We start from the raw sequence: 25,307 nt of genomic DNA, 5'->3' as shown, positions 1-25,307 counted from the left end.
TAAAAGGCTTGGTCTTCTGCCTTAATACTGATTTTGATTTGTCGATTAATGGTTTTCACCTTTTTTTCGACCATTTGAAACCCTTTATGAATTCGTTTTAACTTTTTAGAAACTTTATCTTCCAGATCAAAACGAGCTGTCAATTTAGCGATATTATGTACCTCCTTTCCTCGATTCTTTTTCCATTAATTCAAGCTTATAGCCAATCAGCCCATACAACAGCGCCTTAAAGTTTCGGGGCGCTTCATACAGTTCTAATAAATCTGATGGAGAATAATGAAGCTCGTGCATCGCATAATAGAGATACACGGCTTCTTTATGCCCATCTTTTATTAGTTTTTTGCTTCTTCTTCCAGATCCTCTAATTCATCTTCAAAACCATTAATCTCAATCGCTTTGTTTAACCAGTTTGCGTATTCGCCTCCGACTGAGAGGACGCGTTTCGCAACTTCTACCGGGTCGGCCGTTTTGTATGCTTCTCGAAGATCTTTTGAACGGAAGTCCGGATAAACGGTTGATTCAACTGCGATTCGGGCATAAAAGCGCTGGCTGTCTAAATCTTTTACACGGCCTCTGCCTTTGACATTTTTATACGTTGTTGTTTCTTTCTCCAATTCATCAATACGCTCTGTCGTGATCGCTTTAAAAACAAATGGCACGATGTTCCCTTTTTTATCAACAAAACGCTTTGAGATCGGCACTTTGATTTCCTCAGCTTCAATTGTTTTTCCCGGCATAAAAAAGGAAAGATCATATACGTTTTCGTTCTTCTCGCTCATGTAAAAAACTCCCTTATCTTTTGATTGATTTCATCGTGTAAAAAACAGACCTTTCTGAGAAAGGTCTGCGTATGGCTGGTTCAGCTTTGATTAAAACGTGTCGGAAAGCTTTTCAGGCACGTCGAAGTCTTCGAATGTAAATGGAACTTCTTCCTCTAATGCTTCTGAATCGACATCAAGGCTTGCGATTTTGGCAGAGTCGAAGTTGACGTCGTACAGGGTGACTCGCTCTGTGCCTCGTCCGGAGGATTGATCATCCAGGACAGCTTGGAGTGTGAAGTAAGGATCGTTGCCTTTTTTGACATAGTCCATCATCAGGAGCACGAATTTTGATGTGACTTTATAGAACGTCGCTGTTCCAGTTCCATTTGCCCCTGTTGTTTTATGGCCTGTCATGCGGCGGCCCATAATGTTTACTTCTGACTTGTTTTTCTCGACGTTTGCTTCAAATGTTTTGATGTGCGCCATTTCTTCGCCATCAAGAAATAAGCGTCCTTCTTTTCCTGAGATAGTATTTTGCGCTTTTAATGCCATATTAGTTTACCTCCACATTAAAGTAGAATTTTTCTGCTGCGTCGACAGGCTGTACAGCCAGATCAATCAAGAAGCCGTCACGGTCTTCATTCATTGAAATTGTGATATCTTCATCAGAATCAAAGCCAGTGATGCCGCCCGCATCCTGAAGCGTTGTCATGTATTGCGTGATCATCGTTTTTACATACTGAAGCCCGTCTTCAGACGCCGGGATATCGCTTCCGCTGCCTTTTCTTGATTTGATTAAGGTCTTCAGCTCGCGTGTTAAATCATTATTCACAGCGTCAAGGACACGAACGATTTTGTTTTTCGCAAACTTTTTGTTTTTCTCGGCTGTGAACGTAACGAGTGAGTTAATGTCTTTTTCTACACTGACGGATTTATCGCGGGCGTCGAATGTGAATAAAAATTCGCCTTTGCCCAAACGTTCAACAATCGCATCGTGGTCAAGGCGTTGTAACACATCGACGGCGCCTTCGTACTCTACAAATGTCAGTGATTGGTTAAAGGTAGCTCCTGCGCTTGCCCCAGCTACCCAAGCCGTTGCTTTGTCAGGCGTGACTTCTGTGCCATCTTCCAGCAGCACACCTTCTGTTACGTTGATGATCCCTTCATAATCACCGGCATAATTAGCTGTGACCCCTTGCACTTTTTGTCCTTGGCCGTCGCGCAGGCGCTTAATGAACGCAGCAAACGTCGCCTTCAGCTGATCCCCTTCAGCAACAGGCAGCACAATCACATCAAAGCTCTCCGTTTCAGCCGCGGCTAAAAAGTCTGTATAGTCGGAGTTGACAGGTGTTTGATCCGTACCGCCGGACAAACGGATTCCCGCAGATGCATTCAGTGTCTCAGCTCCATTGTCACCTTCTGAACCAGTGAGCGGAATTGTCGAAGAAAGGTCGCCTGTTCCGGTAAAGGTGACATAGCCGTTAGCTGTTAATTCTTCAGCCTTTTTGACGGTTTGTTTATCAACCTCTGATTCATCCATATACGTTGTCACATCAAAAGAAGCAGCATCCAGCACATTTGGGTTAATGCGGATGATAATGTCATTTCCTTTTGATCCGCCATATACAGCTGTGGCTTTGACGCCTTCAGCAATATCAGCAGACGCTCGGACACCTTCGGATAGACGGTACATCAATACCGTTTGCGCATTTTTCTTTGCTTCACGCAAAAGCAATAAAGACGGGTCATCAATGCTGAGGCCCACTTTTTTGTTTAGATCCTCAACACTGGAAATGGAGACGAACGTTTTCGCTTCACCCCAGCTTGATGCAACCGGAAGTGCAACTGTCCCCCGCTCACCGAGCGACACCCGCTCCTGTGCTGTCGTTTTAAAGTTAAAATAAATGCCTGCACGTTCTTTTTCTTTGCCTGTTGTAAATGTTCCGCCATTCATGATGACATGACCTCCTTGGTTAGAAATGTTTGAATCAATTGATTGGCTTCTGATTTCGTCATATGTGTTTGATCCACGCCAAATAAAGCCCCCTGAAGGATATCCGGCTTAACGCCGAACAGCTCCTTCGCGTGCTTAATTAAATCCGCTGTATCAAAAAGAGCTTCCCGGCTCTCCGTATGTACAGCCTTCTTCTCTTGTTTGTTCTTTGCCACCGCTTATTTCACCCCGCTGTTCATGTCGATATCCTGTAAGACAGGCTGTTCTGTTTTGTGATAATAATATCGGCTGCTCCACCTGATCACCATGACCGCCTCGCCCCTGTCTCCTACCCTTGTCTCGATTCGGGTAATGCGAACCATATCCCGCGTCTTCTCACCGGATTCATTAAGCAGCGGAACCATGTTTCTCGCTTCTCTAATGGCATCCGCGAGCCTGTCCGCTTCATCAAGCGCCTGAACAGAGTCAAGATGAAACAGCTTCACATTGAGACTGTAGGTTTTTTTAAATGTGGAGACTGTATCTGTTTCCTCAAAAACAGATGGCGTTGGGACGTATAACGACGGCACCTGAAACTGATCAGGCAGCTCGCGTTCATATATGGGAACAGACCACCGGCTGTATAAAAACGCCATGATCGATCCTGTTTCGCTGTTCATCCTGCTCCTCCTTTACAGCTTCTTCAGCCACTGGCGCCATTTGCTTTCCAGCGATGTTTCAAACAGCTGTTCATATAAAAGCAGCGCATGATCCCAGTAGCTCGTGCCCGGGATCCATTTTCTCTTGAGCGCCATTCCCGTTGAAGCCGCGGGATCGTAAATAAACCGCGAACCTTGGAAATGCCCTGGCACCCATCTGACATTTTCTTTTGACGTCCAATGGCCGTCATTAAGAAATGAAGCGTAATCAAGCTGTGTACCCACCTCAAGCGAAAGCCCTCCGCTTTGCGCAATCCAGAGATTGTCATCTGCGCCTTTCTCGAAGGAGCTGAGCAGTTTTTCTGTATCAATCGTTTGTGTGCTGATCAGTTCAGATTGAACGATCTCCAGAAAATCTTGCCCGCACTCCTCAAGCCAGCGGGACGCCTGACGTGAAAAGCCGCCTGATGCCGCTTTTTTTAATGATGTGTTTAGCTGTTTCAGCCCCGCTATTTTCATAGGCTTTCATCCCTGACCGCGATGACTTCCCAATGATGATGTCTGATCCTTTTCGGCAGCTTTAGTATATATTGATGATTCTCCCAAATGATTTTATCGTTCACGCGGATGTCCGCTGACAACGGAAAATGGACGAGAAAGCTGTGATATACAGTTTGATCCGGCTCTTTCTGGATCAGCTGCTGCGTTTTTTCGGTAAAATAGCAAGGGATATCTTGTTCATCGGGTGTGTCCGGATAGGAAATCACTGGCTGAAGCTTGTCCGCCGGAATCCCGAATCGGCCTGCAGACGGCGCTTGCATCGCTTCATGATAAATGTCACAGCGGTGAATGAGCATATGCTGATAGCTCATAAAGACCTCACCTTCAGCCTGGAGGACTCAGGGACGTAACCCGGCGCGATAAACGCTTCGAGCAAATGATAAACCTCCGGCCGCTGAATGCCGCCGTCTCCGGAAACCGTGTAGGAATAATCCCCCATTTTTTCAGACTGATAGCTTAATGAGGCTGATTCATCGCTGTTTACAAGCGCAAAATATTGGGCAAGCTTCAGCAAAGCCAATTTCGCTTTATCGGGCAGCGGGTCATAAACGCTGTCTTCAAAGCGGTGGCCTGTGATGAGAGCCGCTTCCGCTTCCGCCTCGATGATATCCTGTGCCAGCAGTTCTTCCGGCCTGTTTTTCACTCGATCAAAGACCGAATAGGAGGCTACGTCAGTCGGTTCAATGAGCATGAGCTGACCACCCCGTTTCTATTATTCTTTTACGTTAATTAATTTCGCGCAGGCATCCTCTTCCTCGAACTTGCTGTCCAGCTTGGCCGTTAAGACAATAATGAATTTACGGGAGCGGATGTCTTTGTCGACTTCAATTCGGATATTGCGAGAGAAGCCAAGAATGATATTTTTCGGATGTGTGAGAATGATATCGGAAGCGTCATATTGCGCATCTCCCTCACCGACTGTGTACGGCTGCATATTGGATACCCCTTTAACCGGTACGCCGAATGCAGTTGACAAGCCGCCCTGAACAGCCTGGTCCCCTAAGTTTGTCTGGCGGTCTGCCACGCGGTCCTTCCATTCAACTTCTAAGCCGTGAGATGTATAGAATCTGAATTCCTGAGGGATGCGCAAATATTTCGCCGGAACAGCCTTTAAGCCTTTCTTGAATGTCGCTCTGGACAGTTCTTCACCGTTCATATCAACGATGTGGGACACCGCTTGTTTGCGAATGCCGTCCAGCTGTGCCAAATACGGATCCGCTGATGCTGTATCGCCGTTTACAATCAGCTCTTCAATATCTACTGCCGCGCGCTCTGCTAAAATCTTCATGATCGTCTGCTGCAGGCCGTCTTTTTCAATATTGTTTTCGAGTGTGTCATACGTAATGTTGATTTCCGCAATGACTTCCTTCGTGTTCAGCTGGACAGTGCTAGTCGTTGGAACAGTCAGCTCGTCGTTTGACAGTGCTTTTCCTTCTTGAGCCGCCCGCAAAATACGCTGGCCGAAGCCGATTTTCTCAAACTTTTGCGAGTCATTTTCCATTTGAATCACACGGGATTCACTGAAAATGGTCGGCGTGTTTTGCACCATGCGGATAAAAGCCGATGCTTGCGCGGGGTTCATAAGTCCGCCGCTTTTTAAAGCAGAAAGCGACATTTCCGCTTTCCGAATGATCTCTTGATTTCTCAATTGATTTCCTCCTCTTTGACTGGTTTTACAGCAGTCCGCTCCAGATTGATTTTTTAACTTGCTCTGTATTGCCGCCCGCATCGTCCGCTGTCTGCTTAGATGCGCCTCGCGCTTTTTCCAAAGCCTCGATTCGTTCAATCAGCGGGGCGAGCATCTCTTCAACAACTTTTTTCAGACGCTCGTCATCACCCATCTGCTCCGGATTTTCCTCCGTATCTGTGTTTTTTTCAATCCGTTCAAGCCGTTTAAGCAGAGGGTAAAGCGCATGCTCGAATGATTCTTTCATGTCTTCTTTTCTCATTTCTTCAGTCTCCTTCCCTGTTTTGTCAGCCAGCATCTGCTTGAATACACTGAAGAATCCCGTTTTTTCAACCGGTTCTTCCTCATACACATCAGCAGTGCCCGCCATGCTGTAGCCGGTGATGATTCCAGCCTTGATCTGTTCCCACACCTCGTCAGACGCTCTCGTCACGAGCACCCACGAGCCCTTCGCAATCTGCTTTGACCCGATCATAAAATCATCGGGCGCCACATATGACTCGACCACGACGCCGGTTCCGCCCTCAAAACTGTGATTGATGTCAATCTCCCGTGCCTCCGCGAGAAAGCCGTGCGCCGCTTTTTCAATTTCCTCGGCGGTCATAAAATCGCCGTGGGCGTCAGGAACATCTGGCTCATACACGATTCCGTACACAAGCTTTTGTTCATCCTGCTCACTTTTTGTAAACAGCCGAACCTTTTTTTCGAATGACGGAGGTCCGGCTGACTTCGTAAAGAAAAATTCTGTCTGGTTAGCCGCCTTGTCCACATAGCTGACAAAGCTGATTTTGGCATTTTTTAATTCCCGCGCCACCTGCTTGATTCACCTCCCTTCAGGACGTTTTGATCTCTTCGATGCTTTCTTTCAGCTCCTGCATGAGCGCAGTCAAGTTTGTCTTTTCCGCATCCTGTCCTGCAGGCCGTTTATACATTTCCTCAGGCCACTCTTCCAGCGTTTTGCCAAGCACCCGTCCGGCAAGGTCGCGTAAATCATTCGGCGAGACGGCTCCCGCTGTAATAAAAGGACCGAGCACTTTCGCAATCTCAAGCGGATCACGAAAGTCCGGTCCTTTTAATGTCAGCCTGACGTCATGAATATTCAGCTCTGGCAAAAGCAGCGTGTTCAGTTTATTCACGAGCGTTTTCCGCTCCGGCTGAAAGACCTGTTCCTCCGTGATTTTTCGAGCTGTATCCGCTGTCGCCCGGTTGTATTCCTGAGCCTCGCCTGTATAAAGCGGCGGGAGGCGGAACGCCGAGCGCAGCTTATTTCTGCTTTTTTCATCGTACTCAAGAAACAAGGCGTCGTTTTGGAGAATTTCCGCCAAGGATTTGATTTCCACGGAAACAGGTGTAATGTCCTCGCCCCCGTGCAGGTCCTTCTCTTTCGCGAGTCCCTCCGCTTCAATCAGGAGGAATTTATGGGCGTTTTCAACACCTTCAAGATCATTCATGTACTCTTGCAGCTCACGATAAGAAGCTTCCGACAGCATCCCGTTTTCCACTGTGATCGCAGCGGGTACGTGACGGCCCTGTTTAAAATACATAAAATTGAGCTCTTCTGCTTTTCGCGCACCGTATAAATTGACGATATTGCCGACCCAGCGGGGCACCCCGTATACGCCGCTTCCGATTTTGAGGTGAATCGCTTCATTCGCTTGATACTTCTCTGCCAATGTGTTTACATATTCACCCGTTCGCATGTCCATTTTTCGAGGATCGCCGTATTCTTTGAAAAATACTTTTTCTCCATTGATCATCTGCACATATTTTCGGAAGCGTTTTTGCCTTTTGATCCTTTTCATTTTCCCGTTTTCTTCATATACAAATGAGACCTCGACTGGCTCATCGGCTCCGCATACCCGCATATATTTCACATCTAAATATTCGATGCCGGCTGGTTTTCCCATTCCGTCGCGTAGCACTTCCATAAAACCGTTGCCTGTTTTTTCTCTGTCTTCGATGGCATAGCCTAAAATCATTTCGGCTGATTCGTCAAAGTGAAGACATTTATAAAAGGCTTCGAGTCTGGCCCATTCTTTTTCCGCTTTTTGCTTTTTCGTCTGATCCACGTCATTCGCATTGACATCAAACGTGTACTCAACATCAAAGCCAAAACCTGTAATATTCACCCTGTACGCATCAATGCATTGCTGAAGAATCGTCGAGTATTCAGCAATGGTTTTAAGCTCGATGATGTTGTAGGGCGGTGCGATAATATCCTCTCCATACAAATCAGAAAAGTCATCTTCATAAATTTGTTTTGTCTGAGGAGCGGCGGCATTGGCTTTGAATACAGTCGCTCTGACGGTTTGATTGTGCATCATTTATGACCTCCTCCTTTCCCGGTTCGGCCGGATTCGTTTGTGTACTGTCTCTTTCATATCAGCAACTTCATAATCATCAAGCGCATACCAAATGGCAGACAGCGTATGCGGGTCAATTGTGAATTCATCCTCTATCAGCGCGCCGTTTTTGTCTTTTGCATACGTCAGCGTCTTCAGCTCATAGATGACATTTTCACAGCGGTCCGAACAGAAGATCTTTTTGAATCGTTTCACCTTTTTGGTGTATTGAAGCCTTGAGCCGGGAAACTTTCTGGCTCCGACCATCTGAAAACCCTGCTGGCGGAAATATTGAATGCTTTTCGGCTCAGCGGAGTCGGCTTTGATCAACTCCTGTGTGTCAATAAACTCACGCAGCGCCTCAGCCGTCCGGTCATCTGTCATTTTGTTTTGATAATACTCCCAATAAATGTAGAGATATTTTTTTTCAGGGTCGACGGCGAGCCGGACGACGGCATTGTAGGATTCCTCGAAGCCAAAATCCATCCCTGTCCGAAATATCGGCTTGCTGATGGCTGCGATGCGTTCTTTTACTTGGCCGTGCGGGAGCACCTCGAATTGCGGCAGCACCCTGATCCCGTTGACGCCGAATCGGCCTTTGCGGGCAATCCGGTACAGGTCAGGATCATATGCCTTGAGTCCGTCAAGCTGATTCACATAGCTTTTCGGGAGAAAAAGATTGTCGTTTGCTGTGGAATGATGATAATACGTATCTCCCTTCACAATCGTCCGCTTTTCGTAAAGCTCGCTGTCATCCAGCACAAACCGTTTATTGCGTTCATCACGAAAAAAATGCCGGTACGTCCAATTGGAGGTGCCGACGGGATTGGTGGTGCAGATCATATGAAGCTTCAAGTCAGGGTGGCGAAGACGTCCGATTAATTCCTTAAAGCCTTCATACTTCACCTCTGAGCACTCTTCAATCCATATTAATGAAATGTTATGAACTGATTTTAATTTCGCAGGATTGTCCATTCCTTTGAACATGATCCGGCTGCCGTTTTGAAACCGCAGCTGCAGCGGGGAAGAAAGGGGTGCCACAGCCTTTGTGAGGCCGAGCTCTTCGACCACCTCTTGAAACAAGGCGAAGGTCGAATCCCGATGGGTATCGAACACCTCACGGATGACAAGCGCCGTCCGTTTTTCCTTCAGCAGCTTTAACACGATTTTCAATGCGGTATGATAGCTTTTGGATGAGCCGTAGCCGCCGACGAGAAATTGGTACGTCTGCTCCCAATTGAACACGTAATCTTCGAAATGAGGGTTGATTTCTTTTACAATCATGGCTTGCCCTCTTTTCGTTTGATCATAATTTCAATCGGCGCTTGGCTGTCATCTGTTTTCTCCGCTTTTTGTTTGGCAAGTTTTAATTTCTCGTTTTCAATTTTTTGTTTAAATTGATCCGGAAACAAATCAAAATATAAGGACAGCTTTTCGAGCGCCTTCATTTTATCGGCGAGCTTGATGGCGATGCCTTCTTTGCCGAGCTTCGCTTCCGTCACAATGGTGCCGTCAACAAGCCCGGAATCTTTGACATCGACAAAGCTGATTTCCTTCATAATCGGATTATCATCTTCATCAAACAACGGCCCCGATTTCCCGACAGCCTGGACCTCTTTTTTTCCGAAAGTCACATAGTCGGTAATATCCGCAAACGCGATTTTAATGTAAACCTGCAGCACGTCCATCGCTTCAATAAACATTTCATTGACCATTTCTTTTTTAACGCGTCTGATTTCAGCAGCGACCTTTTCATTCTTTAACAGCCGGCTGCCCGTCACATGGGCGCTGTCCGGAGAATAGCCCGCTTTGATTGCTGACTGTGTGGCATTGAAGCTTTTGACGTAATACAGGCAAAACAGCCGCTGCCGTTCATTTAATTCATCATTATCTATCCGGCGCTGTTTTTGTTCGTTTCTGGTTTCAGAAAACAAGGCCTCTTTCCATTTGTCTTGTTTTTTCCAGATGCCGATTGTTTTCGCGGAAACACCGATTGTATCCGCAACCGCCCGATTTGTGATCTTTCCTTGATATTGTTGATAGATTGCTAATGCTTGTTCGCGCTGTTGTGTTTTCATGCTACGGCATCACCGCCACCTCCAGCATGGATGTCTATTCATAAAAGCGGCTGATTCTGCCAGCCGCTTATGTGTCATGCTCTATTCACTTATAGGTGGCAAACGTATGACAAGCTTTCAGGCAAGCGATCGATTTATTTCTTCCTGCTGTCTTTGCATCTTTACGATCGCCCGTTTAATGGTCGTTTGCACCGTTGATTTTTTCACGCCGAGAAGATCAGCAATCCGTTCGTAAGAAAAGCATTCTACCTTATGCAGCAAAAACATTTCTTTTTCTCTGTCCGTTAACAGGGATAACGCTTCTCGGATTCTCTCTCTGTCTTCTTCTGATACCTGTCCGTCCGGCTCAACCACCATAGCGCTGGAAAATGATTCGATGATTCTCGGATCTTTGATCATCAGCCGCTGGTACGCATCACGCCGGTCAATCGCCCGTCTGATGCCGGGCTGTCTTCCTTTTTCAAGCCATTCTGTTACATATTCCAGATCAGTAATCATGTTTCTGATGATTTTTTTATCCTTCAGCTCTTCAGCTGAGAGTATGGATTCATCTGCTTCTGCGAGCGGTTTATATTGTGTTCTTGTTTGTTTTAGCGTGCGTTTATATTCAAATAGTAAGTCTTGCATTCTATGATCCTCCTTATTTTGGAACAAAAAAACGGACACCAATCAACGCACAAATGCTGTGCAAGTTGATCAGTGTCCGCAGGCTTTCCGTCTTGGACGTATTCTTTTTTCGCTTTAATTTAATTTGTAGCCGATTTCAAATTCCACGCGGGCAAGGTCTCCCTTTCTCGTTTCGACGAGCGTTTTTCCATGCTCCGGCGCTTCTGTGATCCATGCTTCTTGCTTGATGCCGTCCACAATAATCACACGGATTTTTCCGTCCTCCAGCTGGCTCTCCAGCGTGATGGAATCAATATTTAATAGTTTTTTAGGATTGATCATGTTTCTTTTCCTCCCTTTTGCGGTTTTTCCGCGCTTGTTTTGGCTTTTTCTAATAGCTGAATGATGCGCTCCTTTGAATGAACAGAATTTCCTTTCAGAAAATCAAGAGCTGCTTTAGACGCTTCCAGCAGTTCAGGTGCTGCCGCCATCAAAGCGGCATTGTTTTTTTGCGAATATGAGCTGAGGTCAAATACAGCGGCAATCAGCCTCCCGTTTGAATATGGGAACCTTTCTTTTTCTTCTTCGCTGTAAGCTGAATAAATATAGATCGGTTTCGTATCCCCGCATGGGACGGCACGCCACGGTGCAGGGCTTTTCTCTGCCTGTTTCGTTTTTGCCAACACTTTCACTTCCCGTCATCCTGATACCATTGTTCAATGTTTTTTTCCGTTCGCTTCGCACGAATCAGCAAAGCAATTAAAGCGGTCAGTTTTTTAATCATGGACATTCAGCCTCGCTTTTCCCGCTGTCAGCATTTCCTCCAGCTTTTGAATGACCGGCGTTAAATCAGTGCCGGATCGGCAGTTCGGACATGGATGAAAAACGGCTCCAATTTCGGTATGCTCCACAATGACTTTTTTTGTTTGACAAAGTTTGCACATTATCTGATCCCCTCCAATCTATGGTTCAGCTCGCAGGCAGCTCCTTTGATAATCACTAAATAGTCACTGCACATTTCGTAGATTCTCGTGCCGAGCGCTTCATCGACCCGGACAAGGGTTTCAATCGTCAGCTCGCTCGAAAGCAAAAGCGGTTTATGATTTAAGTAGCGGTAGTTAAGTACCGAATACATTTGCTCTAATTGCCAATCGGTGGCGCGGGGTTTGCCATTAACCGGTTTAAACAAGTCATCGATGAACAGCACATCTGCCTGCTTCATCCGGTTCAGCTTCGCTTCCAATAGATCAAAGTCATTTTTCAGATCGGTAAAGCCCTCCACATACGGAAAATAAATGACCGGCACATGTCGTGTTCTCATCAAATCATTGGCAGCAGCGGTCAAAAGGTGTGTCTTCCCTGATCCAGGCTGTCCTAAAAGAGCGATGCTGTTTTTCCGGTTTCCCTTGATTTGTTCATAATCCGCCACATACTCTTTTGTGCATTCAAACGCGTCTTGTATGGCCTGCGGCTTTCCCTCAATGCAGAACTCTTTGAAGCCCAGCTGTCTGAAGGCAGGGGTAATCTCACTAGCACCGAGCAGCCGCTTCACTTTTCGTTCTGCCATGCAGCTGCACATCGTCCATACTTCCAGATCGTTCTGCCGGATGAGATAGCCTCCCTGATCCTTGCATCGCGGGCAATCATAGCGGCTTGCGTCTGATTCGGCCGGTTTGTCCGCCAGTAATGGACGTCTCCCTCTTCTCAGCTCGTCCAAAATCTGCTCGATTGTTCGTTTTGTCATGTCTTTCCATCCTCTCATGTTGAATTGCGCCATTCTTTTTGGCCTGCTGCGCGAAAAATCGGTCTTCAATGAATTTCGAGCAATAGCGAAAGGCCTTGATTGTTTCTGAAGCGGCGGTCCGCCGGTTTTCAAAGGCTTGAAAGCATTCCTCAAGCCATTTGATTGTTTGCGTTACTGGAACGCCGACGGCGACAATACGGGCGATGGCTTGATAATCTCTGGAGGAAGGATACACGGTGCGTCCTTCTTGAGCCGACCGTAATTGTGTAAACCGCTTCGCAATATGATCCACTGCATCATCAGCAGCAGTATTTATGTTTGTTTTATCTTTATCTGAGCGGACGTCTGTGTCCGGTGCCCGCGGCGAAAATGTCCGTTCCGTTATACCCCGGTGTACAGTTTTGTCCGATCTGAAGCTGAATTTTTTGGAATGCTTTACCGAAATCACCAGTCCGTACGGCGCGCGGACAGCCTTTATGTACTCATGCATTTCGAGGAGCTCCAGCCATCTTCTGACGGTTTTTTCACTGACACCGAATACAGCTGCCATCTCTCTCGCTTTTAACGGCTTATGGCCAAGCACAGCTCCCCAGCTTACACCGTCTTTTTCAATTTCTTTTGTTGTTGAGCTGATGAACCAGAGAAACAGCCATAGCGCCGGACCCAATTTGTCATAATGTTCTGAATTCAAAAGCCCTGAATACACAGGAAAAGGATAGCTTTTATCGGTTTGCATTGTACGGAGCTTCTCCTTTTAACAACATGTATGTTTGAAACTGCTCTTGTGTTTCAAAGTGGAATACCGGATGGCCGCACGCCGTAAACGAAATGGTGCCGCCGGATTGTCCGAGATGGCGCTGATCTATGGGGTTTTCACTAAAAACAATTTGGATGGGATACATATGATCACTCTCCTGACATGTTTTCGATACATTTCGTATCAACTGTTACCAAGTATAAACGATACATTATGTATCATCAAGTTATTTTTGATACTTTTTTTATCATAACTTTATTTTGATACAAATTGTATCTATAATCATAAGTAACTTAGGGAGTTAAAAAAGAGAGGTCATAGCATGATAGGCGGCAGATTGAAGAGTCTCAGAGGGAAAAGGACACAGGAAGAAATCGCATCACACATCGGTGTGTCACGGGCACGATATTCCCATTATGAAAACGGGCGGAGCGAACCTGATTACGACACACTGCAAAAGCTGGCTGATTACTTTCAAGTAACGGCTGATTACTTATTAACAGGGAAAGACAAAAAATCCGACGACGATATGTTCTCAGATCCGGACTTGCAGCTCGCATACCGTGATATGCAGGATTTTTCCCCAGAAAGCAAACAGCAGGCCATCGAATTTATCAACTATTTAAAAGAAAAAGAGAAAAACCGAAAACCGAAAAATAAATAAATCTTTCTCTGTTCTCTAAAACATATAAAGAATAGACCGATATAAAGAAAAAACTGTTTATTTTTTTTAGAAAAGGGAAAGATTTCTACACACTTTCCAGTCCTATACGGGCTTTTCTTTCTCGCTAAAAACAGAACACATGTTCGAAAGGGAGTATTCAATTGGGCGATTACTTATCACATCTGGAGGAATACGTAAAAAATATATACAGCCGGCTGGGCGTCACCTCCCCCCATCACATTGACATGCTGAAAATCGCAAAGGACCTTGATATTTGGGTTCATTTTGAGGATATGGGGAGCATGATGGTCAAATACGACGGCATGTACAGTATTGTATTGAACCAGAGAAAATCACCGGAAGAGCAATGGGAGGATTTCGGCCATGAACTGTGCCACGTGTTAAAGCATGCAGGCAATCATTTTCACATGAACAAGCTATTCAGGGAATTGCAGGAATTTCAGGCGAATCAATTTATGTACCACTTCTGTGTGCCAACCTTTATGCTGTTGCAGATGGAACTGCCGCAATGGAGAAGCCAGGCGCTCGCTACAATCGCGGCGGTATTCCGGGTAACAAAGGAATTTGCGGAAAAAAGGCTTGAAATGTTTGAACGGCGTAAAGCAGGTATTCAATTTCAGAAGCGGCTCGCTTACTTATTATCGAACAAGCGGCCAAATGCGTACGAGGAAGACGATCAGCAGCACTTGCAGGTCGCCGAAGAAAAAGCGTTATATCATATCGGCAATAACAGATAAGCAAAAACGAACTGGGAACAGAACTCCTCTATCTCAGCCCGGCAGAGAAACTAACATTTCGACATTGGGGGAATGGTATCATGCACCCACATAGGCGCCGGTTTAAGATGAGGCGCAGGCCCGAACGCAATCGGGGCCGGAATATATCTAAACTCGCCCCGGCCGTCAAAGGCTTCGCCATGAGCCCATCTTCCTTGTGAGCTTTCATCCCCTCTGGAAAAGTTAAACAGGTCATAAGCGACTTCCCGTTTTTCGAGTTCACGCGGGAACGTCGTTGGAACGACAATATCCCGTTCTCTTTCTTCGAGCTCTTTAATGGCCGCATACCACATATTTTGATGATAAGTATCCCTTGCAATTAAAAATGACAGCATATCTCTTACCCCAGGATCATCCGTCATCGCATAGAGCCGGGTCACCTGAAGGCGCCCTTGAGATTCCGCATTTAAGTTTGCGCGAAAATCCGCCAGCAAATTCCCGCTTGAAATAATGTATTTGGCATTCCATGGATATCCTTCACTGTCAGCCGCCATCGCGCCTAAACCTGCGACAATGGCGTGCTGCGGATTCATGCCTGACATCACAGCCGCAACAGCCGGATCACTCTTATAAGCATCCTCCTGCACATCAGCCGGCGCATGATCCAGAAGCCTGGAAATCATTGTCGCCAGCATTTCCACATGGGCAATCTCTTCCGTTCCGATGTCACAAAGCAAGTCTTTATATTTCGCATCAGCACGGCAGTTAAACCCTTGGAACAAATATTGCATCATGACACTGATCTCACCGAATTGGCCGCCCAGTATTTCTTGAAGCTTTTTCGCATAAACAGGATCGGGATGAGCCGGCTTTGCTTGATATTGAAGCTCTTTAATATGATAAAACATTGATTCATTCCTCCCTACACTTTCGCACAACCTCAGCGTATGAAGGAATAGGCGGATCGTGCAGGTCCCGCTTCAATCATAAAAACCAAGCTTAACAGCTTCCACATATCGACAAAATAAATCGTTTTGTTTGTAACTTTCATCACGGCAGCCAAAATTGCGGAACAACGCGTTTCGCTGTGCCGTGCTTACTTCCAATTGCAGTCCCATTTTCCTTTTCGTCCGATTGACAATATTGTTCGGATGCACACCTGCCAGCCGGTCTTTCTCACTCGTAAGCTCGGAACTGAAGCCCGCTTCATTGAGCCGCTCACAAATGCGCCTGGCTTTTTTACGATCCGCGCCACCGACCAATGTATGCGGAGTTTTGGGATCATGATACCCGTGAAATGCTAATGCGCAGTGGTGGGCGTTCACTTTTTCTAAAGCCAGCGGCTCGTCAAACCGAGTGCTTGTCAGGTGTAAGGAACGGTTGTTTCGCTGCTTTATACCTTCAAACAAATAAATGGAACATTGATCGGAAAATGCCCGCACCAGTTCACTGACGCCGGGCTCAATTCTTCCGCCGTGAGGACCGAGAACAATCAGCTCACTCCCGTTTTTCTCTTCGTAAATTATCCGGTACTCTGATTCAGATGCAGAAAGGGCTGCAAAGCTGTCATACCTATCTTTCATTTTGAACGCTCTCCTTTGCCAGTCAGCACCAGTTTACTCTACTCATCTATGAATGAAAACCTTTTTATAGTATGATTTGATAGACTACATATCAGGAGGTATATGATGGGATTTATTGATGGATTACTTGGCAATGCGTCAACACTGTCTACAGCTGAGGCAAAAGAAGAGCTGGCTCGCATTTTACTGGAAGGTGAAAATGTTGATGCCGCGTTTAAGTTGGTTCGAGATGTCATTGTGTTTACTGATAAGCGGCTTATTCTTGTAGATAAGCAGGGAATCACGGGTAAAAAAACGGAATTTCAATCGATTCCGTATAAAAGCATTTCCAGATTCAGCGTGGAAACCGCCGGCCGCTTTGACCTAGATTCAGAATTGAAAATTTGGATTTCCGGCGCAGAACTTCCCGCTGTCTCAAAACAGTTTAAAAAAGATGAAAGCATTTATGATATTCAAAAGGTTCTTGCAGCAGTTTGTATGTAAGATGAAAACGGAAGCTGCCGCTTCCGTTTATTGATTACAGTTTTTCCTTTATTTTCGCTTTCGTTTTCGGACCATAAATTCCATCGGCCGTTAATCCGCTGACAGACTGAAAACGTTTCACGGCATTTGCTGTTTTCGGGCCATAAACGCTGTCAACGCCGTGATTTTTCGCTCCTTTATCAGGATAAAAATAAAGGGCAGCTAAAGCAGTCTGCACCTGTTTTACGTTTGTCCCTTTCGTCAGTGGGCTTGTCACTTTGATCACTCCGGATGGGAGCGGGTATGAAGACGAGGCATGGCTTTTAGAAGCAGACACCGTTTGCGACAGTTTAATCATCTGACCGACTTGGATGTGATTCGGGTCAATAATATGATTTATGCTTTGCAGCGTTTTCACACTGACACCGTGCGATGCGGCAATACCCGACAGTGTGTCGCCTTTTTTCACATGGTATACAGACGCCGAAGAAGAGACTGAAGCCTTTTTCGCTGACACGCCTCCGTTTAATTCCTTTTCAATGGCTGCCTTCACTTGATCCCAGCGCCCGTCCGATAAAATGCGGTGCGGACAGTACTTTCCGCTCCAGTCCTGATGCTTTCTCACCCGATCGATTCCCCAGCCGCGCTCCTTTAAAAGCTGTGCGACAAATGAAATCGCCAAGGCTTCAGCTGCCTCGTACTTTGGACCTCCCGATTTACTGTAGCAAATCTCAACGCCAATCGATTTGCGGTTGCCTGTCCCGTTTGTGCCATCACCCGTGTGCCAGGCGTTTCGGTTAAGCGGCAGACCTTGAATCACCTCTTTATCATCCACCGCAAAATGGAAGCTTGTCGAGCTGGTGTTCCCAATCATATAACTGATTTCATTAGCCGCTGACGCATCGTTTGCCGTGTTGTGAATGGTAATGTATTCAGCGCACATCGCATTGGGGCACTTCAACGCGTATTTCGCCTCAGAAACCAAATTTTTCTTCACTTGAATGCTCACCCATCATCTCTCCTTTTTTTCTTTTTCATCAATAGGTGGCATTCGTAGGACGAAAAGCTCATTTCATCCGTCACCGCTATATGGATAATTGTGTTAAACTGAAATTCATTAGGAGGGGAATGATCATGCATACGTATTTAATGCTGACAACAAGAACAGATCAATTCAATCAGGAGCATGTGGCTGGACACTATGAGTTTTTGGACCGCTTACAGGCAGAAAAACGCATAAAAATGTTCGGGCCATTCAGCGATGCCACAGGCGGAGCCTACGTCATCGAAGCAGGTTCGCCGGAAGAGGCTGCGAAAATCGGACATGAAGATCCGCTGGTGGCAAGCGGATCTTCCGAGCTGACCATAAAAGAATGGAATCTGAAATAAAAAAGACCCCTTGGGGGGTCTTTTTTCGTCATCATCATGTTTGATTACGTGCCGCAACATGAAATGTTTTATCTTCTGTGTCTGCTGTTTCTCCCGGATGTACCATCACCTGAGTAAAGCTGAACCCGACCGCAACGAGCAACAAACCTGACATCCATTTAGATTTCATATAAACAATCTCCTCTCTGGATTTGTTTTTGTGCGTGCACCATTTTCTCATAAAACGAAAGTGCTTTTTCGGGCTGTCCGTTTTCTATATAGAATTGGGCAGCATCATGCGCCAGCTCTTCAATATAAGGATACAGCATATGTTCTTCAAGAAATTGAAAGGTGTGTGAGACTGATTCTGTGTTTACGTTTTTTCCGTATAACGCATGTAAAAATTGAAAAAGCTCCACAAATAATTCATCACTGTATTGACGGGCGATTTCCAATCCTTCATGATACTTTTTTTGCGCTTCGGCTTCATTTTTTTGTTTATACAGAACCTGTGTTAAAGAGTAGATAGAATGCGGAAGATTATCGAACTTTTCCGACTTGCAAATAGAAACAGATTTCTCAAAGTATTCGGCTGCCTTTTGCAGTTCACCCATTTTCTCATAACAGTTTCCGAGATTGTACAGGGCAGAACTAATCAGGCGGGGATTGCCTTCTTTCTTTGCAAGATCTAAAGCCAGTTCTAAGTGGGGCAATGCTCTTTCTGGATACTGCATATCATCATAATTCCCTGCAATAACGAATTCACATTGGATTCTGCGGACGGTGTACGTTTCATACATTTGGTACGTTTCTAACGCCTGAACGGCGTAGCTCATCGAAACATAGGTTTGTTTTAAATTGTAAAAGATCTCGGCCATTTTAAAAGCGAACTCGGCTTTCTCAATATCATCCGAGACAAGGGCCAGATTCTTTTCCGCCCGTTTATAATACATCATGGCACTGACAAACATTTTCTGCTTAAATTCATACATTCCGCGAAAAAAATTAAAGTAATAATCGAGAAGCCCTGTCAGCTTGTACTGATTCCCCTCAATGTCTTCTAATAATTCTGAAAACTCAAGCTGCGACGTGTCCTCTCCAAAAGGCTTAATGTAATCCAGCATGACACGATGCCTGAAATCCATTAAAGAATAATACAGCAGCAAATCTTGGTCTTCTTCCATATCCTCGATTTCTCTTTCTACTTCGAGCTTGACCCGTTCGGCTTCAGCGACGTGAAACTGCCGGATATGGGTATACCATTCATTAATTTTAAGCCCGACATAAGAGGACGGAATCGTCTGCTTCATCCTCAATTGATCCCCCCTTTTAAGTTACCCGAGATATGTCATATTTTATCATATTTAATAGAAAAAGAAGAACGCAAAAAGACCGCAATTGTCAAATTTCGGCTAACCGCAACAAAAAAGCGCAGGTTTTTTAAAACCCGCGCTTTTATTTAGTGAAAACCGACCTTGTTTCTTTCCATCCAACTTCCCTGCCGGCTTTTTCGTTGCTCTCCTGTCATGTCTTTCACCATGGTTTCAATATGATGATTCCCTTCTTGGTGCCATTGAAGGGCTGAAGATACATATAATTCTCCCAGCTGTGCAAAGGAAAAACCTTCTGTAAGCTTCGCGGCGCTTTTTATGTCTTCTTCACTCAAAAAGATGTCAAAGCCTCTCATTTTCATATATTCCCGCCGCAGCCCTTCATCCGGAAGCCCGACTTCATAAGCACGGTCAAACCGTCCTGCACGGTTCATCAAACCTGGATCAATCTCCTCGGGATAGTTTGTCGTGCCGATGAGAAATAGCCCCTCTTTTGATGTCGCGCCGTCCAGCGTATTGAGAAAAAAGGATCGCACATCTTCCGGCATTGAATCGATATCCTCGATGACCAGAACTGCAGGAGCAAGGCGTCTCGCTGACTGAAAGACTTCTTCTATTGTCTCACTCGACGTAAATTCTGTTATTTGCCAATAAGCAACAGGTGCATCGATACTGCCTGCAATTGACTTCACTAATGTCGTCTTTCCATTCCCGGGAGGGCCATATAACAGAATACCGCGCTTGTAAGGAATGTCGTACGTTTGATAAAACGATTTATCACTATGAAAAAATTGATCAATTGATCGGTATATCTCTTTTTTCAATAACGGATTCATGATCACCTGACTTCGTTGAACCTCTCTGACAATCGCTTCCTGCTCTCTTGAAGTCCCTCCATCTCCATCCGTAAAAACGGTCACTTTTCGCTTGCTTTTTTCCCAGAGGCGCGGCCTGACTCCCTCTAGAAATGCACGCATCTTTTCATCGTTAACCGCAAACAGACAATCGAAACTCATGATGCTCCCATCTTGAAAATATGGAATTCTGGCAAAAGCGACCCCCTTTTCAGGATAAGCATATACGCTGTTTCTGATAGATTTATGGACGGTATAATCCGGTTCTTTTTCATCTTCATCATAAGCAAAGGTTTTCTTTTCAAGCTTTTCAAATATATATGCCACATGCTCAGGCTCCAATGAACCGCTCCGGACATCTTCTTCAAGAAGCTCCCAGTACTCAGTGTTCGGGTCATCACTGGCATAGAGCTCGTAGAAAATGCCGTATTGATCATAAAGCGCCTCTTCAATTCGTGTGATAAGGTAACCGAAAGTGCCGTAGCCTGCCGCAGCTCTTTCATTCTCTTTATCTTCGTACTGATAAATGAAAGGTATGTTTGTCATGTTTGTACTCCATTTCATATTTTGTGAACATTATGTATACGATTGACACAGCGTTTTGTTTCATCCCACAGCATATTGCTTGTGAATTGATAATTGTTGGTATAGGATTTCATTGCACCATTCATTTTACATATGGAGGAGATCATATTGAGTCAATCCAATCAAATTGTCAGCCATTTTTTATCCCATCGAAACGTGACAAATGAACTGGCTGAAAAAATCAGCAAAGACCATTACAGCTACAAACCGGCTGAAACATCAATGTCAGCGGAAGAGCTGGTCAAACACATTCTGACGTCTTTCCACTTGATTGCAAATGTCATTAAAGAAGGCAATGCCTCACCATTTCAAAACAAACAGGAAGAAACAGAAACAGATCTCAATGTACTGGCAAAAACATATACAGAAAAAACGGCCGCTATCCTTGAACAGCTGACTGAAGAGCAACTGGATAGAGAAATTGATCTGACAGCCACTTTCGGCAGAAAACTCACAGGCAGCGCACTGCTTCAGCTTGCAATAGAACATGAAATTCACCATAAAGGCAACCTATTCGTTTATGTGCGGGAAATGGGTCACACAGAACTTCCTTTTTATCAGCAGCGCATGTAAATATACGAGAAAAGATACCTGTTTAAAGGGTATCTTTTTTTGTGCCTCCGGCTTCCTTCTCGATCTTGACCAGACACTCATTCTAGGGCAAATGAATAAAGATATTGGGCAAACCAAAATTTTAAGCAGAAAATGAACTAATATTCTAAATATTCAATTGATTAACACGACCTAATCATATATAATCTGATAAAAATAGTCGGGTTTTCAGGAGGCCTTTATCATGAGTGTAAGCATCATATTGATGGGTTTGTTTGTCGGAGCCTTAGTGGGATTGACGGGAGTGGGCGGAGCGGCCTTATTAACTCCTCTTTTAATTGTGCTTGGAATTAATCCTTCCATCGCGGTCGGTACGGATCTTGTATATAACTCGATCACAAAGCTGTTTGGCGTTGCCTCCCATTGGCGGCAGAAAACGATTAACTTTAAATTGGTAAAATACTTAGCCATCGGCAGTATTCCGAGTGCTTCGCTCGCCATTAGCATATTGCATTTGTTCCCCTCCTTCCATCAGCATCAGGAAGACATCATTAAGCACGCTCTTGGCTATGTGTTAACGCTTGTTGCCATTTCAATCATCGTTCGCTTGTTTTTGGATCGAAAACTTCGCCCGAACCGCTGGCAGCTGATGCCGCTTGAAAATAAGCGGGCGCTGACGATTCTCATTGGTGTTGTGTTCGGATTTATCGTCGGATTAACATCAATCGGTTCCGGCTCATTATTTGCAATCGCCATGATTTACTTATTTAACATGAAAGCGTCACAGATTGTTGGAACCGATATCGCACATGCTTTTCTTCTCGTGACGGCAGCAGGCATTTTGAACGCAAGCTTCGGAAGCGTCGACTATATGCTGGCAGCTAATCTGCTGCTTGGCTCGATCCCCGGCGTGCTGATCGGAAGCCATCTCTCGCCTCGATTCTCTCCGCGTCCGCTGCAATTTATTATGGCGTCCATCATTTTGATCAGCGGATTGAAGCTGATTTAATGAAGAAGGCTATCCCCTCGTAGGATAGCCTTCTTCATTATAACGTCACACCTGATTTAAAAATGGCGAGTTCTCTGAAATCATTTTTTTCATGGTTCACAAGCTCGCCGCTTGCCACCTCAATCATATAGTGGATAAACTCCTGCAGCACATATTCCTCATGAACATCAGCCTCCGCTAAAAGACCTGCGTTGAAATCAATCCAATGCGGCTTCGCCTCGTACAGCTGGGTGTTTGTCGCGACCTTCATCGTCGGGACAAAGGTGCCGAACGGCGTGCCTCTTCCCGTTGTAAACAGGACAATTTGGCAGCCGGCCGCCGCCAATGCGGAGGACGCGATCAAGTCATTTCCCGGCGCGCTCAAAAGCGTCAGCCCTTTTGTCTTGAGCACTTCGCCGTATTTCAAGACATCCGCGACAGGAGAAATCCCCGCTTTTTGCGTGCAGCCCAGCGATTTATCCTCAAGCGTAGAGATGCCTCCCGCTTTGTTGCCCGGTGAAGGGTTTTCGTACACCGGCTGATCGTGTTTTATAAAATATTGTTTGAAATCATTGATTAAATGGACAATCTTATGAAATACTTCTTCATTGGCAGCCCTCTGCATCAGGATGGTTTCCGCACCAAACATCTCCGGGACCTCCGTCAGCACCGTGCTCCCTCCCTGTGCGATGATATAATCTGAAAAACGGCCAAGCAGCGGGTTTGCCGTTATGCCGGAAAAACCGTCCGAACCTCCGCATTTCAGCCCGATTTTCAGTTCGGACAGCGGAATGTCTTCTCGCCTATCCCCTTTAGCGGCTTCATGAATTTCCTTCAGCAAAGCAACACCTGCCTCCATTTCGTCGGTCACCGACTGGGATTCAAGAAACTTCACCCGATTCAGATTCACATCCTGCAGCGCTTCCTTCATTCCTGCAAGCTCGTTGTTTTCACAGCCAAGCCCTAACACCAAAACGCCGCCGGCATTTGGATGGCGAATGGCATTCAGCAGGATTTGCTTCGTATTTTCGTGATCATCGCCAAGCTGCGAGCATCCGTATTGGTGTTTTAACACGAGCATGTTATCAAATGGAGCGATATCCCCGGTTTCTCTGACAAAACGCTGGAGCATTTTTTCAGCTATCCCATTGACGCAGCCGACAGTCGGCACAATCCACAATTCATTGCGTACACCGGCATCTCCATTTTCTCTTCTAAATCCTTTAAACGTCCGGTTCTCTTTTGAGTACGGATTTTCATCAAATCTCGGTGTATAGCTGTATGTTTGGATCTCAGACAGATTTGTTTTCGTATTATGGACATGAATATGCTCTCCGATCGATATATCTTGTGATGCATGCCCGATTGGAAACCCGTATTTGATGATGCTGTCGTTTTCTTTGATGGGCTGCAGCGCGATCTTGTGGCCTCTTTTGATATCATCCTTCACTTCAATCGATACGCCTTCCGGATTCAGCCGCTCCCCCTTCTGGATATCCCGCAGAGCAAGCAGGACATTATCTTGTTTATGAATCTTGATAAATGACTTCATCGCACTTCTCCCCTTTGTGTGCAGCAGTGTTCAAGAGCCCGCTGCATGCCCAGCTCATGAATCTGATTCAAGTAATCCGCGACTCTCTCAGTCAGCATCGGTATCTCGTTGAGGTCTGTTCCCCACAGCCGCTGTTCGCCTAACACTTTTGAGGCGATACGAAGCATGTCTCCGTTCTCCTGATCCCAAACCTCTTTGAAAAATTGAAGAACAGCCGGATCATCCTGCAATTTCTCGTTTCCCTGATAAAAATAAAGCAGAGCGCTGAATGAAAACACCAAGCGTTCAGGAAGCTGTCCCTTCTGTTCGGCATATTCCTGAATGGTCGGCAGGTTTCTCGTTTTAAATTTGGAAACGGAGTTCAATGCTATGCTTTCTAGGTAATGCTTCATATACGGGTTTTTAAAACGGTTCAGCACATCGTCAGCATATCGAGAAAGCCCTTCCATTTTTAAAACAGGAAGAATGTCATCACCGATCAGCTCTCTCATAAACCGCCCCACTTCCGGGTGCTCGACAGCATCCCGTACCGTTTTCAAGCCGTATAATAAAGCAACTGGCGTCATTGCCGTATGAGCGCCATTTAAAATTCTCACTTTTTTAATCCTATAAGGGGTTAGGTCACTGACAATCTTTGTATGGAGCCCGGCAGCCGCAAAGGGCAGTTCTTCCCCAATCCAATCCGGCCCCTCGATGACCCATAAATAATACTGTTCTCCCACAACAATCAAATCATCTTGATAGCCCAGATCAGCTGTGATCTCATCAATGCTGTCGACAGGAAAACCCGGGACAATGCGGTCTACTAAACTATTGCAAAACGTGTTGGCCTCATGAATCCACTGTGTAAACCCTTCTTCCAGCTTCCATAGATCCGCATAATGAAGAATTGTTTCCTTCAGTTTTTCTCCGTTATTCTCAATCAGTTCACATGGGATCAAAACACACCCTTTTGTCTGATCTCCTTTAAAAGCCTGATAGCGAAAGTAGAGAAATGCAGTTAATTTCCCAGGGAATGTTTTTTGCGGTCTATCCTTTAACCGATCTGTTTCATCACATACGATACCGGCTTCAGTTGTGTTGGAGATGATAAACCGCAGCTCTTCGCTTGAAGCCAATTCTTTGTATGCTTCATAATCAGAAAACAAATCAATTCCCCGGCTGATTGAATTGATAATCATATGCTCGTTTACCGCAGCTCCGTCTTTCATTCCCTGTAAAAAAAGCGTGTATAAACCATCTTGATCATTTAATCTTTTGATTTTTTCTGACCCTCTCGGCTGGACAACTGCGATACTCCCATTAAAATCAGTGTGTTGATTCAATAAATCAACCTGCCAATCGACAAACCCTCGAAGAAAGTTCCCTTCTCCAAATTGGAGAATTTTTTCCGGGTACTGAGTATAGTGATTGTACACGTCTTTATTCAGTTTCTGCACCTTCATTGCCTCCCTCTCTCATTTATGCACACGTTAACATTTTTCAGTATAAAGAATGCCCGCT

35 protein-coding genes are annotated in these 25,307 nt (G+C 45.4%); 6 read left to right on the top strand and 29 right to left on the bottom strand.

Features of this window, described 5'->3' with window-relative positions:
* Window positions 1-153: 153 nt before the first annotated feature.
* The 21 genes from ABZM97_RS06990 to ABZM97_RS06890 form a co-directional block, all read right to left on the bottom strand.
* Window positions 154-291, bottom strand: a complete 138-nt coding sequence (locus ABZM97_RS06990; protein WP_072566146.1) for a hypothetical protein — start codon at window positions 289-291, stop codon at window positions 154-156.
* Window positions 292-332: 41 nt separating this feature from the next.
* Window positions 333-779, bottom strand: a complete 447-nt coding sequence (locus ABZM97_RS06985; protein WP_010330418.1) for a phage portal protein — start codon at window positions 777-779, stop codon at window positions 333-335.
* Between the two features lie 90 nt (window positions 780-869).
* On the bottom strand, window positions 870-1,313 hold the full coding sequence (locus ABZM97_RS06980; protein WP_087990896.1) for a phage tail tube protein: 444 nt from the start codon (window positions 1,311-1,313) through the stop codon (window positions 870-872).
* 1 nt (window position 1,314) lies between these two features.
* A complete protein-coding gene (locus tag ABZM97_RS06975; protein WP_367387337.1) occupies window positions 1,315-2,715 on the bottom strand; it encodes a phage tail sheath family protein in 1,401 nt (466 codons plus the stop codon).
* Entirely contained in the window at window positions 2,712-2,930 is a 219-nt protein-coding gene (locus ABZM97_RS06970; RefSeq protein ID WP_202328557.1) for a hypothetical protein, read from the bottom strand. Before ABZM97_RS06970 ends, ABZM97_RS06975 begins: the two co-directional genes overlap by 4 nt.
* A 3-nt stretch (window positions 2,931-2,933) precedes the next feature.
* Window positions 2,934-3,374: a phage portal protein gene (locus ABZM97_RS06965; RefSeq protein ID WP_202328556.1), complete on the bottom strand. Its 441-nt coding sequence runs from the start codon at window positions 3,372-3,374 to the stop codon at window positions 2,934-2,936.
* Window positions 3,375-3,386: 12 nt separating this feature from the next.
* Entirely contained in the window at window positions 3,387-3,872 is a 486-nt protein-coding gene (locus tag ABZM97_RS06960; RefSeq protein ID WP_202328555.1) for an HK97 gp10 family phage protein, read from the bottom strand.
* On the bottom strand, window positions 3,869-4,225 hold the full coding sequence (locus tag ABZM97_RS06955; RefSeq protein WP_367387336.1) for a YqbH/XkdH family protein: 357 nt from the start codon (window positions 4,223-4,225) through the stop codon (window positions 3,869-3,871). The genes ABZM97_RS06960 and ABZM97_RS06955 overlap by 4 nt, the downstream gene beginning before the upstream one ends.
* On the bottom strand, window positions 4,222-4,605 hold the full coding sequence (locus ABZM97_RS06950) for a DUF3199 family protein (protein WP_367387335.1): 384 nt from the start codon (window positions 4,603-4,605) through the stop codon (window positions 4,222-4,224). Before ABZM97_RS06950 ends, ABZM97_RS06955 begins: the two co-directional genes overlap by 4 nt.
* A gap of 21 nt (window positions 4,606-4,626) precedes the next feature.
* Window positions 4,627-5,562, bottom strand: a complete 936-nt coding sequence (locus tag ABZM97_RS06945; protein WP_087990890.1) for a phage major capsid protein — start codon at window positions 5,560-5,562, stop codon at window positions 4,627-4,629.
* A gap of 25 nt (window positions 5,563-5,587) precedes the next feature.
* On the bottom strand, window positions 5,588-6,415 hold the full coding sequence (locus ABZM97_RS06940) for an XkdF-like putative serine protease domain-containing protein (RefSeq protein WP_367387334.1): 828 nt from the start codon (window positions 6,413-6,415) through the stop codon (window positions 5,588-5,590).
* Window positions 6,416-6,434: 19 nt separating this feature from the next.
* Window positions 6,435-7,922, bottom strand: coding sequence for a phage portal protein (locus ABZM97_RS06935; RefSeq protein ID WP_367387488.1), 1,488 nt, complete (start codon window positions 7,920-7,922; stop codon window positions 6,435-6,437).
* Window positions 7,923-7,925: 3 nt separating this feature from the next.
* Window positions 7,926-9,227, bottom strand: coding sequence for a PBSX family phage terminase large subunit (locus ABZM97_RS06930; protein ID WP_367387333.1), 1,302 nt, complete (start codon window positions 9,225-9,227; stop codon window positions 7,926-7,928).
* Window positions 9,224-10,021: a phage terminase small subunit gene (xtmA, locus tag ABZM97_RS06925; RefSeq protein WP_367387332.1), complete on the bottom strand. Its 798-nt coding sequence runs from the start codon at window positions 10,019-10,021 to the stop codon at window positions 9,224-9,226. The genes ABZM97_RS06930 and xtmA overlap by 4 nt, the downstream gene beginning before the upstream one ends.
* Window positions 10,022-10,138: 117 nt before the next feature.
* Window positions 10,139-10,648 carry a sigma-70 family RNA polymerase sigma factor gene (locus ABZM97_RS06920; RefSeq protein ID WP_087990886.1) on the bottom strand — a complete coding sequence of 170 codons (510 nt, stop codon included), beginning with the start codon at window positions 10,646-10,648 and terminating at the stop codon, window positions 10,139-10,141.
* A gap of 114 nt (window positions 10,649-10,762) precedes the next feature.
* Window positions 10,763-10,969 carry a phage-like element PBSX protein XtrA gene (gene xtrA / locus ABZM97_RS06915; RefSeq protein ID WP_003220566.1) on the bottom strand — a complete coding sequence of 69 codons (207 nt, stop codon included), beginning with the start codon at window positions 10,967-10,969 and terminating at the stop codon, window positions 10,763-10,765.
* Window positions 10,966-11,319 (bottom strand): phage portal protein, encoded by a 354-nt coding sequence (locus ABZM97_RS06910; RefSeq protein WP_087990885.1) that lies wholly within the window; start codon window positions 11,317-11,319, stop codon window positions 10,966-10,968. Before ABZM97_RS06910 ends, xtrA begins: the two co-directional genes overlap by 4 nt.
* Before the next feature lie 84 nt (window positions 11,320-11,403).
* On the bottom strand, window positions 11,404-11,571 hold the full coding sequence (locus tag ABZM97_RS06905; protein ID WP_087990884.1) for a hypothetical protein: 168 nt from the start codon (window positions 11,569-11,571) through the stop codon (window positions 11,404-11,406).
* The gene (locus tag ABZM97_RS06900) at window positions 11,571-12,371 is read right to left on the bottom strand and encodes an ATP-binding protein (protein WP_087990883.1); all 801 of its coding nucleotides are present in this window, start codon (window positions 12,369-12,371) and stop codon (window positions 11,571-11,573) included. Before ABZM97_RS06900 ends, ABZM97_RS06905 begins: the two co-directional genes overlap by 1 nt.
* Entirely contained in the window at window positions 12,271-13,107 is an 837-nt protein-coding gene (locus ABZM97_RS06895; protein WP_087990882.1) for a phage portal protein, read from the bottom strand. The genes ABZM97_RS06900 and ABZM97_RS06895 overlap by 101 nt, the downstream gene beginning before the upstream one ends.
* Window positions 13,094-13,273 (bottom strand): hypothetical protein, encoded by a 180-nt coding sequence (locus ABZM97_RS06890; RefSeq protein ID WP_087990881.1) that lies wholly within the window; start codon window positions 13,271-13,273, stop codon window positions 13,094-13,096. The genes ABZM97_RS06895 and ABZM97_RS06890 overlap by 14 nt, the downstream gene beginning before the upstream one ends.
* 177 nt (window positions 13,274-13,450) lie before the next feature.
* Here ABZM97_RS06890 and xre point away from each other — a divergent pair, with 177 nt between their 5' ends.
* The gene (gene xre / locus ABZM97_RS06885) at window positions 13,451-13,792 is read left to right on the top strand and encodes an HTH-type transcriptional regulator Xre (RefSeq protein WP_087990880.1); all 342 of its coding nucleotides are present in this window, start codon (window positions 13,451-13,453) and stop codon (window positions 13,790-13,792) included.
* A 161-nt stretch (window positions 13,793-13,953) separates the two neighbouring features.
* Window positions 13,954-14,550, top strand: coding sequence for an ImmA/IrrE family metallo-endopeptidase (locus ABZM97_RS06880; RefSeq protein ID WP_087990879.1), 597 nt, complete (start codon window positions 13,954-13,956; stop codon window positions 14,548-14,550).
* Between the two features lie 50 nt (window positions 14,551-14,600).
* On the opposite strand, the gene ABZM97_RS06875 is transcribed toward ABZM97_RS06880, so the two are convergent.
* A complete protein-coding gene (locus ABZM97_RS06875; RefSeq protein WP_148963863.1) occupies window positions 14,601-15,437 on the bottom strand; it encodes a manganese catalase family protein in 837 nt (278 codons plus the stop codon).
* 72 nt (window positions 15,438-15,509) lie between these two features.
* Window positions 15,510-16,112 (bottom strand): poly-gamma-glutamate hydrolase family protein, encoded by a 603-nt coding sequence (locus ABZM97_RS06870; RefSeq protein WP_367387331.1) that lies wholly within the window; start codon window positions 16,110-16,112, stop codon window positions 15,510-15,512.
* A 105-nt stretch (window positions 16,113-16,217) separates the two neighbouring features.
* Between ABZM97_RS06870 and ABZM97_RS06865 the strand changes: the two genes are divergently transcribed.
* A complete protein-coding gene (locus ABZM97_RS06865) occupies window positions 16,218-16,595 on the top strand; it encodes a PH domain-containing protein (protein ID WP_087990876.1) in 378 nt (125 codons plus the stop codon).
* Window positions 16,596-16,629: 34 nt separating this feature from the next.
* On the opposite strand, the gene ABZM97_RS06860 is transcribed toward ABZM97_RS06865, so the two are convergent.
* Window positions 16,630-17,583, bottom strand: coding sequence for an N-acetylmuramoyl-L-alanine amidase (locus ABZM97_RS06860; protein WP_202328546.1), 954 nt, complete (start codon window positions 17,581-17,583; stop codon window positions 16,630-16,632).
* Window positions 17,584-17,708: 125 nt separating this feature from the next.
* Here ABZM97_RS06860 and ABZM97_RS06855 point away from each other — a divergent pair, with 125 nt between their 5' ends.
* Window positions 17,709-17,963 carry a YciI family protein gene (locus tag ABZM97_RS06855; protein ID WP_087990874.1) on the top strand — a complete coding sequence of 85 codons (255 nt, stop codon included), beginning with the start codon at window positions 17,709-17,711 and terminating at the stop codon, window positions 17,961-17,963.
* 34 nt (window positions 17,964-17,997) lie between these two features.
* On the opposite strand, the gene phrA is transcribed toward ABZM97_RS06855, so the two are convergent.
* The 3 genes from phrA to yjoB all read right to left on the bottom strand — a co-directional run bounded on the left by phrA (window position 17,998) and on the right by yjoB (window position 20,673).
* A complete protein-coding gene (phrA, locus tag ABZM97_RS06850) occupies window positions 17,998-18,132 on the bottom strand; it encodes a phosphatase RapA inhibitor PhrA (protein ID WP_087990873.1) in 135 nt (44 codons plus the stop codon).
* Window positions 18,122-19,258: a response regulator aspartate phosphatase RapA gene (gene rapA / locus ABZM97_RS06845; protein ID WP_087990872.1), complete on the bottom strand. Its 1,137-nt coding sequence runs from the start codon at window positions 19,256-19,258 to the stop codon at window positions 18,122-18,124. Before rapA ends, phrA begins: the two co-directional genes overlap by 11 nt.
* Window positions 19,259-19,401: 143 nt before the next feature.
* Complete coding sequence (yjoB, locus tag ABZM97_RS06840) at window positions 19,402-20,673, bottom strand: ATPase YjoB (RefSeq protein ID WP_367387330.1); 1,272 nt, start codon at window positions 20,671-20,673, stop codon at window positions 19,402-19,404.
* A 147-nt stretch (window positions 20,674-20,820) separates the two neighbouring features.
* Between yjoB and ABZM97_RS06835 the strand changes: the two genes are divergently transcribed.
* Complete coding sequence (locus ABZM97_RS06835; protein WP_367387329.1) at window positions 20,821-21,285, top strand: DinB family protein; 465 nt, start codon at window positions 20,821-20,823, stop codon at window positions 21,283-21,285.
* A gap of 223 nt (window positions 21,286-21,508) precedes the next feature.
* Entirely contained in the window at window positions 21,509-22,273 is a 765-nt protein-coding gene (locus tag ABZM97_RS06830) for a sulfite exporter TauE/SafE family protein (protein ID WP_148963871.1), read from the top strand.
* A gap of 37 nt (window positions 22,274-22,310) precedes the next feature.
* Here ABZM97_RS06830 and ABZM97_RS06825 read toward each other — a convergent pair whose 3' ends face one another.
* Together ABZM97_RS06825 and ABZM97_RS06820 are read right to left on the bottom strand one after the other, a co-directional pair.
* On the bottom strand, window positions 22,311-23,804 hold the full coding sequence (locus ABZM97_RS06825; RefSeq protein WP_367387328.1) for a UxaA family hydrolase: 1,494 nt from the start codon (window positions 23,802-23,804) through the stop codon (window positions 22,311-22,313).
* Window positions 23,801-25,243, bottom strand: a complete 1,443-nt coding sequence (locus ABZM97_RS06820; protein WP_367387327.1) for a tagaturonate reductase — start codon at window positions 25,241-25,243, stop codon at window positions 23,801-23,803. Before ABZM97_RS06820 ends, ABZM97_RS06825 begins: the two co-directional genes overlap by 4 nt.
* Between the last annotated feature and the right edge of the window lie 64 nt (window positions 25,244-25,307).

It is taken from the genome of Bacillus vallismortis (assembly GCF_040784915.1).
GTDB classification, from domain to species: domain Bacteria; phylum Bacillota; class Bacilli; order Bacillales; family Bacillaceae; genus Bacillus; species Bacillus subtilis_G.
The sequence above is the reverse complement of the archived record's forward strand: the minus strand, read 5'-3'. Positions and strand labels throughout refer to the sequence as shown.

Bases quoted from the DNA above. Each gene is read 5' to 3' on its own strand.
- ABZM97_RS06965 (WP_202328556.1), bottom strand. From the start codon at position 3,374: ATGAACAGCGAAACAGGATCGATCATGGCGTTTTTATACAGCCGGTGG.
- ABZM97_RS06920 (WP_087990886.1), bottom strand. From the start codon at position 10,648: ATGCAAGACTTACTATTTGAATATAAACGCACGCTAAAACAAACAAGA.
- xtmA (WP_367387332.1), bottom strand. From the start codon at position 10,021: ATGAAAACACAACAGCGCGAACAAGCATTAGCAATCTATCAACAATAT.
- ABZM97_RS06855 (WP_087990874.1), top strand. From the start codon at position 17,709: ATGCATACGTATTTAATGCTGACAACAAGAACAGATCAATTCAATCAG.
- ABZM97_RS06975 (WP_367387337.1), bottom strand. From the start codon at position 2,715: ATGAATGGCGGAACATTTACAACAGGCAAAGAAAAAGAACGTGCAGGC.
- ABZM97_RS06990 (WP_072566146.1), bottom strand. From the start codon at position 291: ATGCACGAGCTTCATTATTCTCCATCAGATTTATTAGAACTGTATGAA.
- ABZM97_RS06900 (WP_087990883.1), bottom strand. From the start codon at position 12,371: ATGACAAAACGAACAATCGAGCAGATTTTGGACGAGCTGAGAAGAGGG.
- ABZM97_RS06890 (WP_087990881.1), bottom strand. From the start codon at position 13,273: ATGTATCCCATCCAAATTGTTTTTAGTGAAAACCCCATAGATCAGCGC.
- ABZM97_RS06935 (WP_367387488.1), bottom strand. From the start codon at position 7,922: ATGCACAATCAAACCGTCAGAGCGACTGTATTCAAAGCCAATGCCGCC.
- ABZM97_RS06950 (WP_367387335.1), bottom strand. From the start codon at position 4,605: ATGCTCATTGAACCGACTGACGTAGCCTCCTATTCGGTCTTTGATCGA.
- ABZM97_RS06865 (WP_087990876.1), top strand. From the start codon at position 16,218: ATGGGATTTATTGATGGATTACTTGGCAATGCGTCAACACTGTCTACA.
- xtrA (WP_003220566.1), bottom strand. From the start codon at position 10,969: ATGATCAATCCTAAAAAACTATTAAATATTGATTCCATCACGCTGGAG.
- ABZM97_RS06980 (WP_087990896.1), bottom strand. From the start codon at position 1,313: ATGGCATTAAAAGCGCAAAATACTATCTCAGGAAAAGAAGGACGCTTA.
- ABZM97_RS06895 (WP_087990882.1), bottom strand. From the start codon at position 13,107: ATGCAAACCGATAAAAGCTATCCTTTTCCTGTGTATTCAGGGCTTTTG.
- ABZM97_RS06960 (WP_202328555.1), bottom strand. From the start codon at position 3,872: ATGAAAATAGCGGGGCTGAAACAGCTAAACACATCATTAAAAAAAGCG.
- phrA (WP_087990873.1), bottom strand. From the start codon at position 18,132: ATGAAATCTAAATGGATGTCAGGTTTGTTGCTCGTTGCGGTCGGGTTC.
- ABZM97_RS06905 (WP_087990884.1), bottom strand. From the start codon at position 11,571: ATGTGCAAACTTTGTCAAACAAAAAAAGTCATTGTGGAGCATACCGAA.
- ABZM97_RS06930 (WP_367387333.1), bottom strand. From the start codon at position 9,227: ATGATTGTAAAAGAAATCAACCCTCATTTCGAAGATTACGTGTTCAAT.
- yjoB (WP_367387330.1), bottom strand. From the start codon at position 20,673: ATGACAAACATACCTTTCATTTATCAGTACGAAGATAAAGAGAATGAA.
- xre (WP_087990880.1), top strand. From the start codon at position 13,451: ATGATAGGCGGCAGATTGAAGAGTCTCAGAGGGAAAAGGACACAGGAA.
- ABZM97_RS06825 (WP_367387328.1), bottom strand. From the start codon at position 23,804: ATGAAGTCATTTATCAAGATTCATAAACAAGATAATGTCCTGCTTGCT.
- ABZM97_RS06955 (WP_367387336.1), bottom strand. From the start codon at position 4,225: ATGAGCTATCAGCATATGCTCATTCACCGCTGTGACATTTATCATGAA.
- ABZM97_RS06870 (WP_367387331.1), bottom strand. From the start codon at position 16,112: ATGAAAGATAGGTATGACAGCTTTGCAGCCCTTTCTGCATCTGAATCA.
- ABZM97_RS06830 (WP_148963871.1), top strand. From the start codon at position 21,509: ATGAGTGTAAGCATCATATTGATGGGTTTGTTTGTCGGAGCCTTAGTG.
- ABZM97_RS06985 (WP_010330418.1), bottom strand. From the start codon at position 779: ATGAGCGAGAAGAACGAAAACGTATATGATCTTTCCTTTTTTATGCCG.
- ABZM97_RS06875 (WP_148963863.1), bottom strand. From the start codon at position 15,437: ATGTTTTATCATATTAAAGAGCTTCAATATCAAGCAAAGCCGGCTCAT.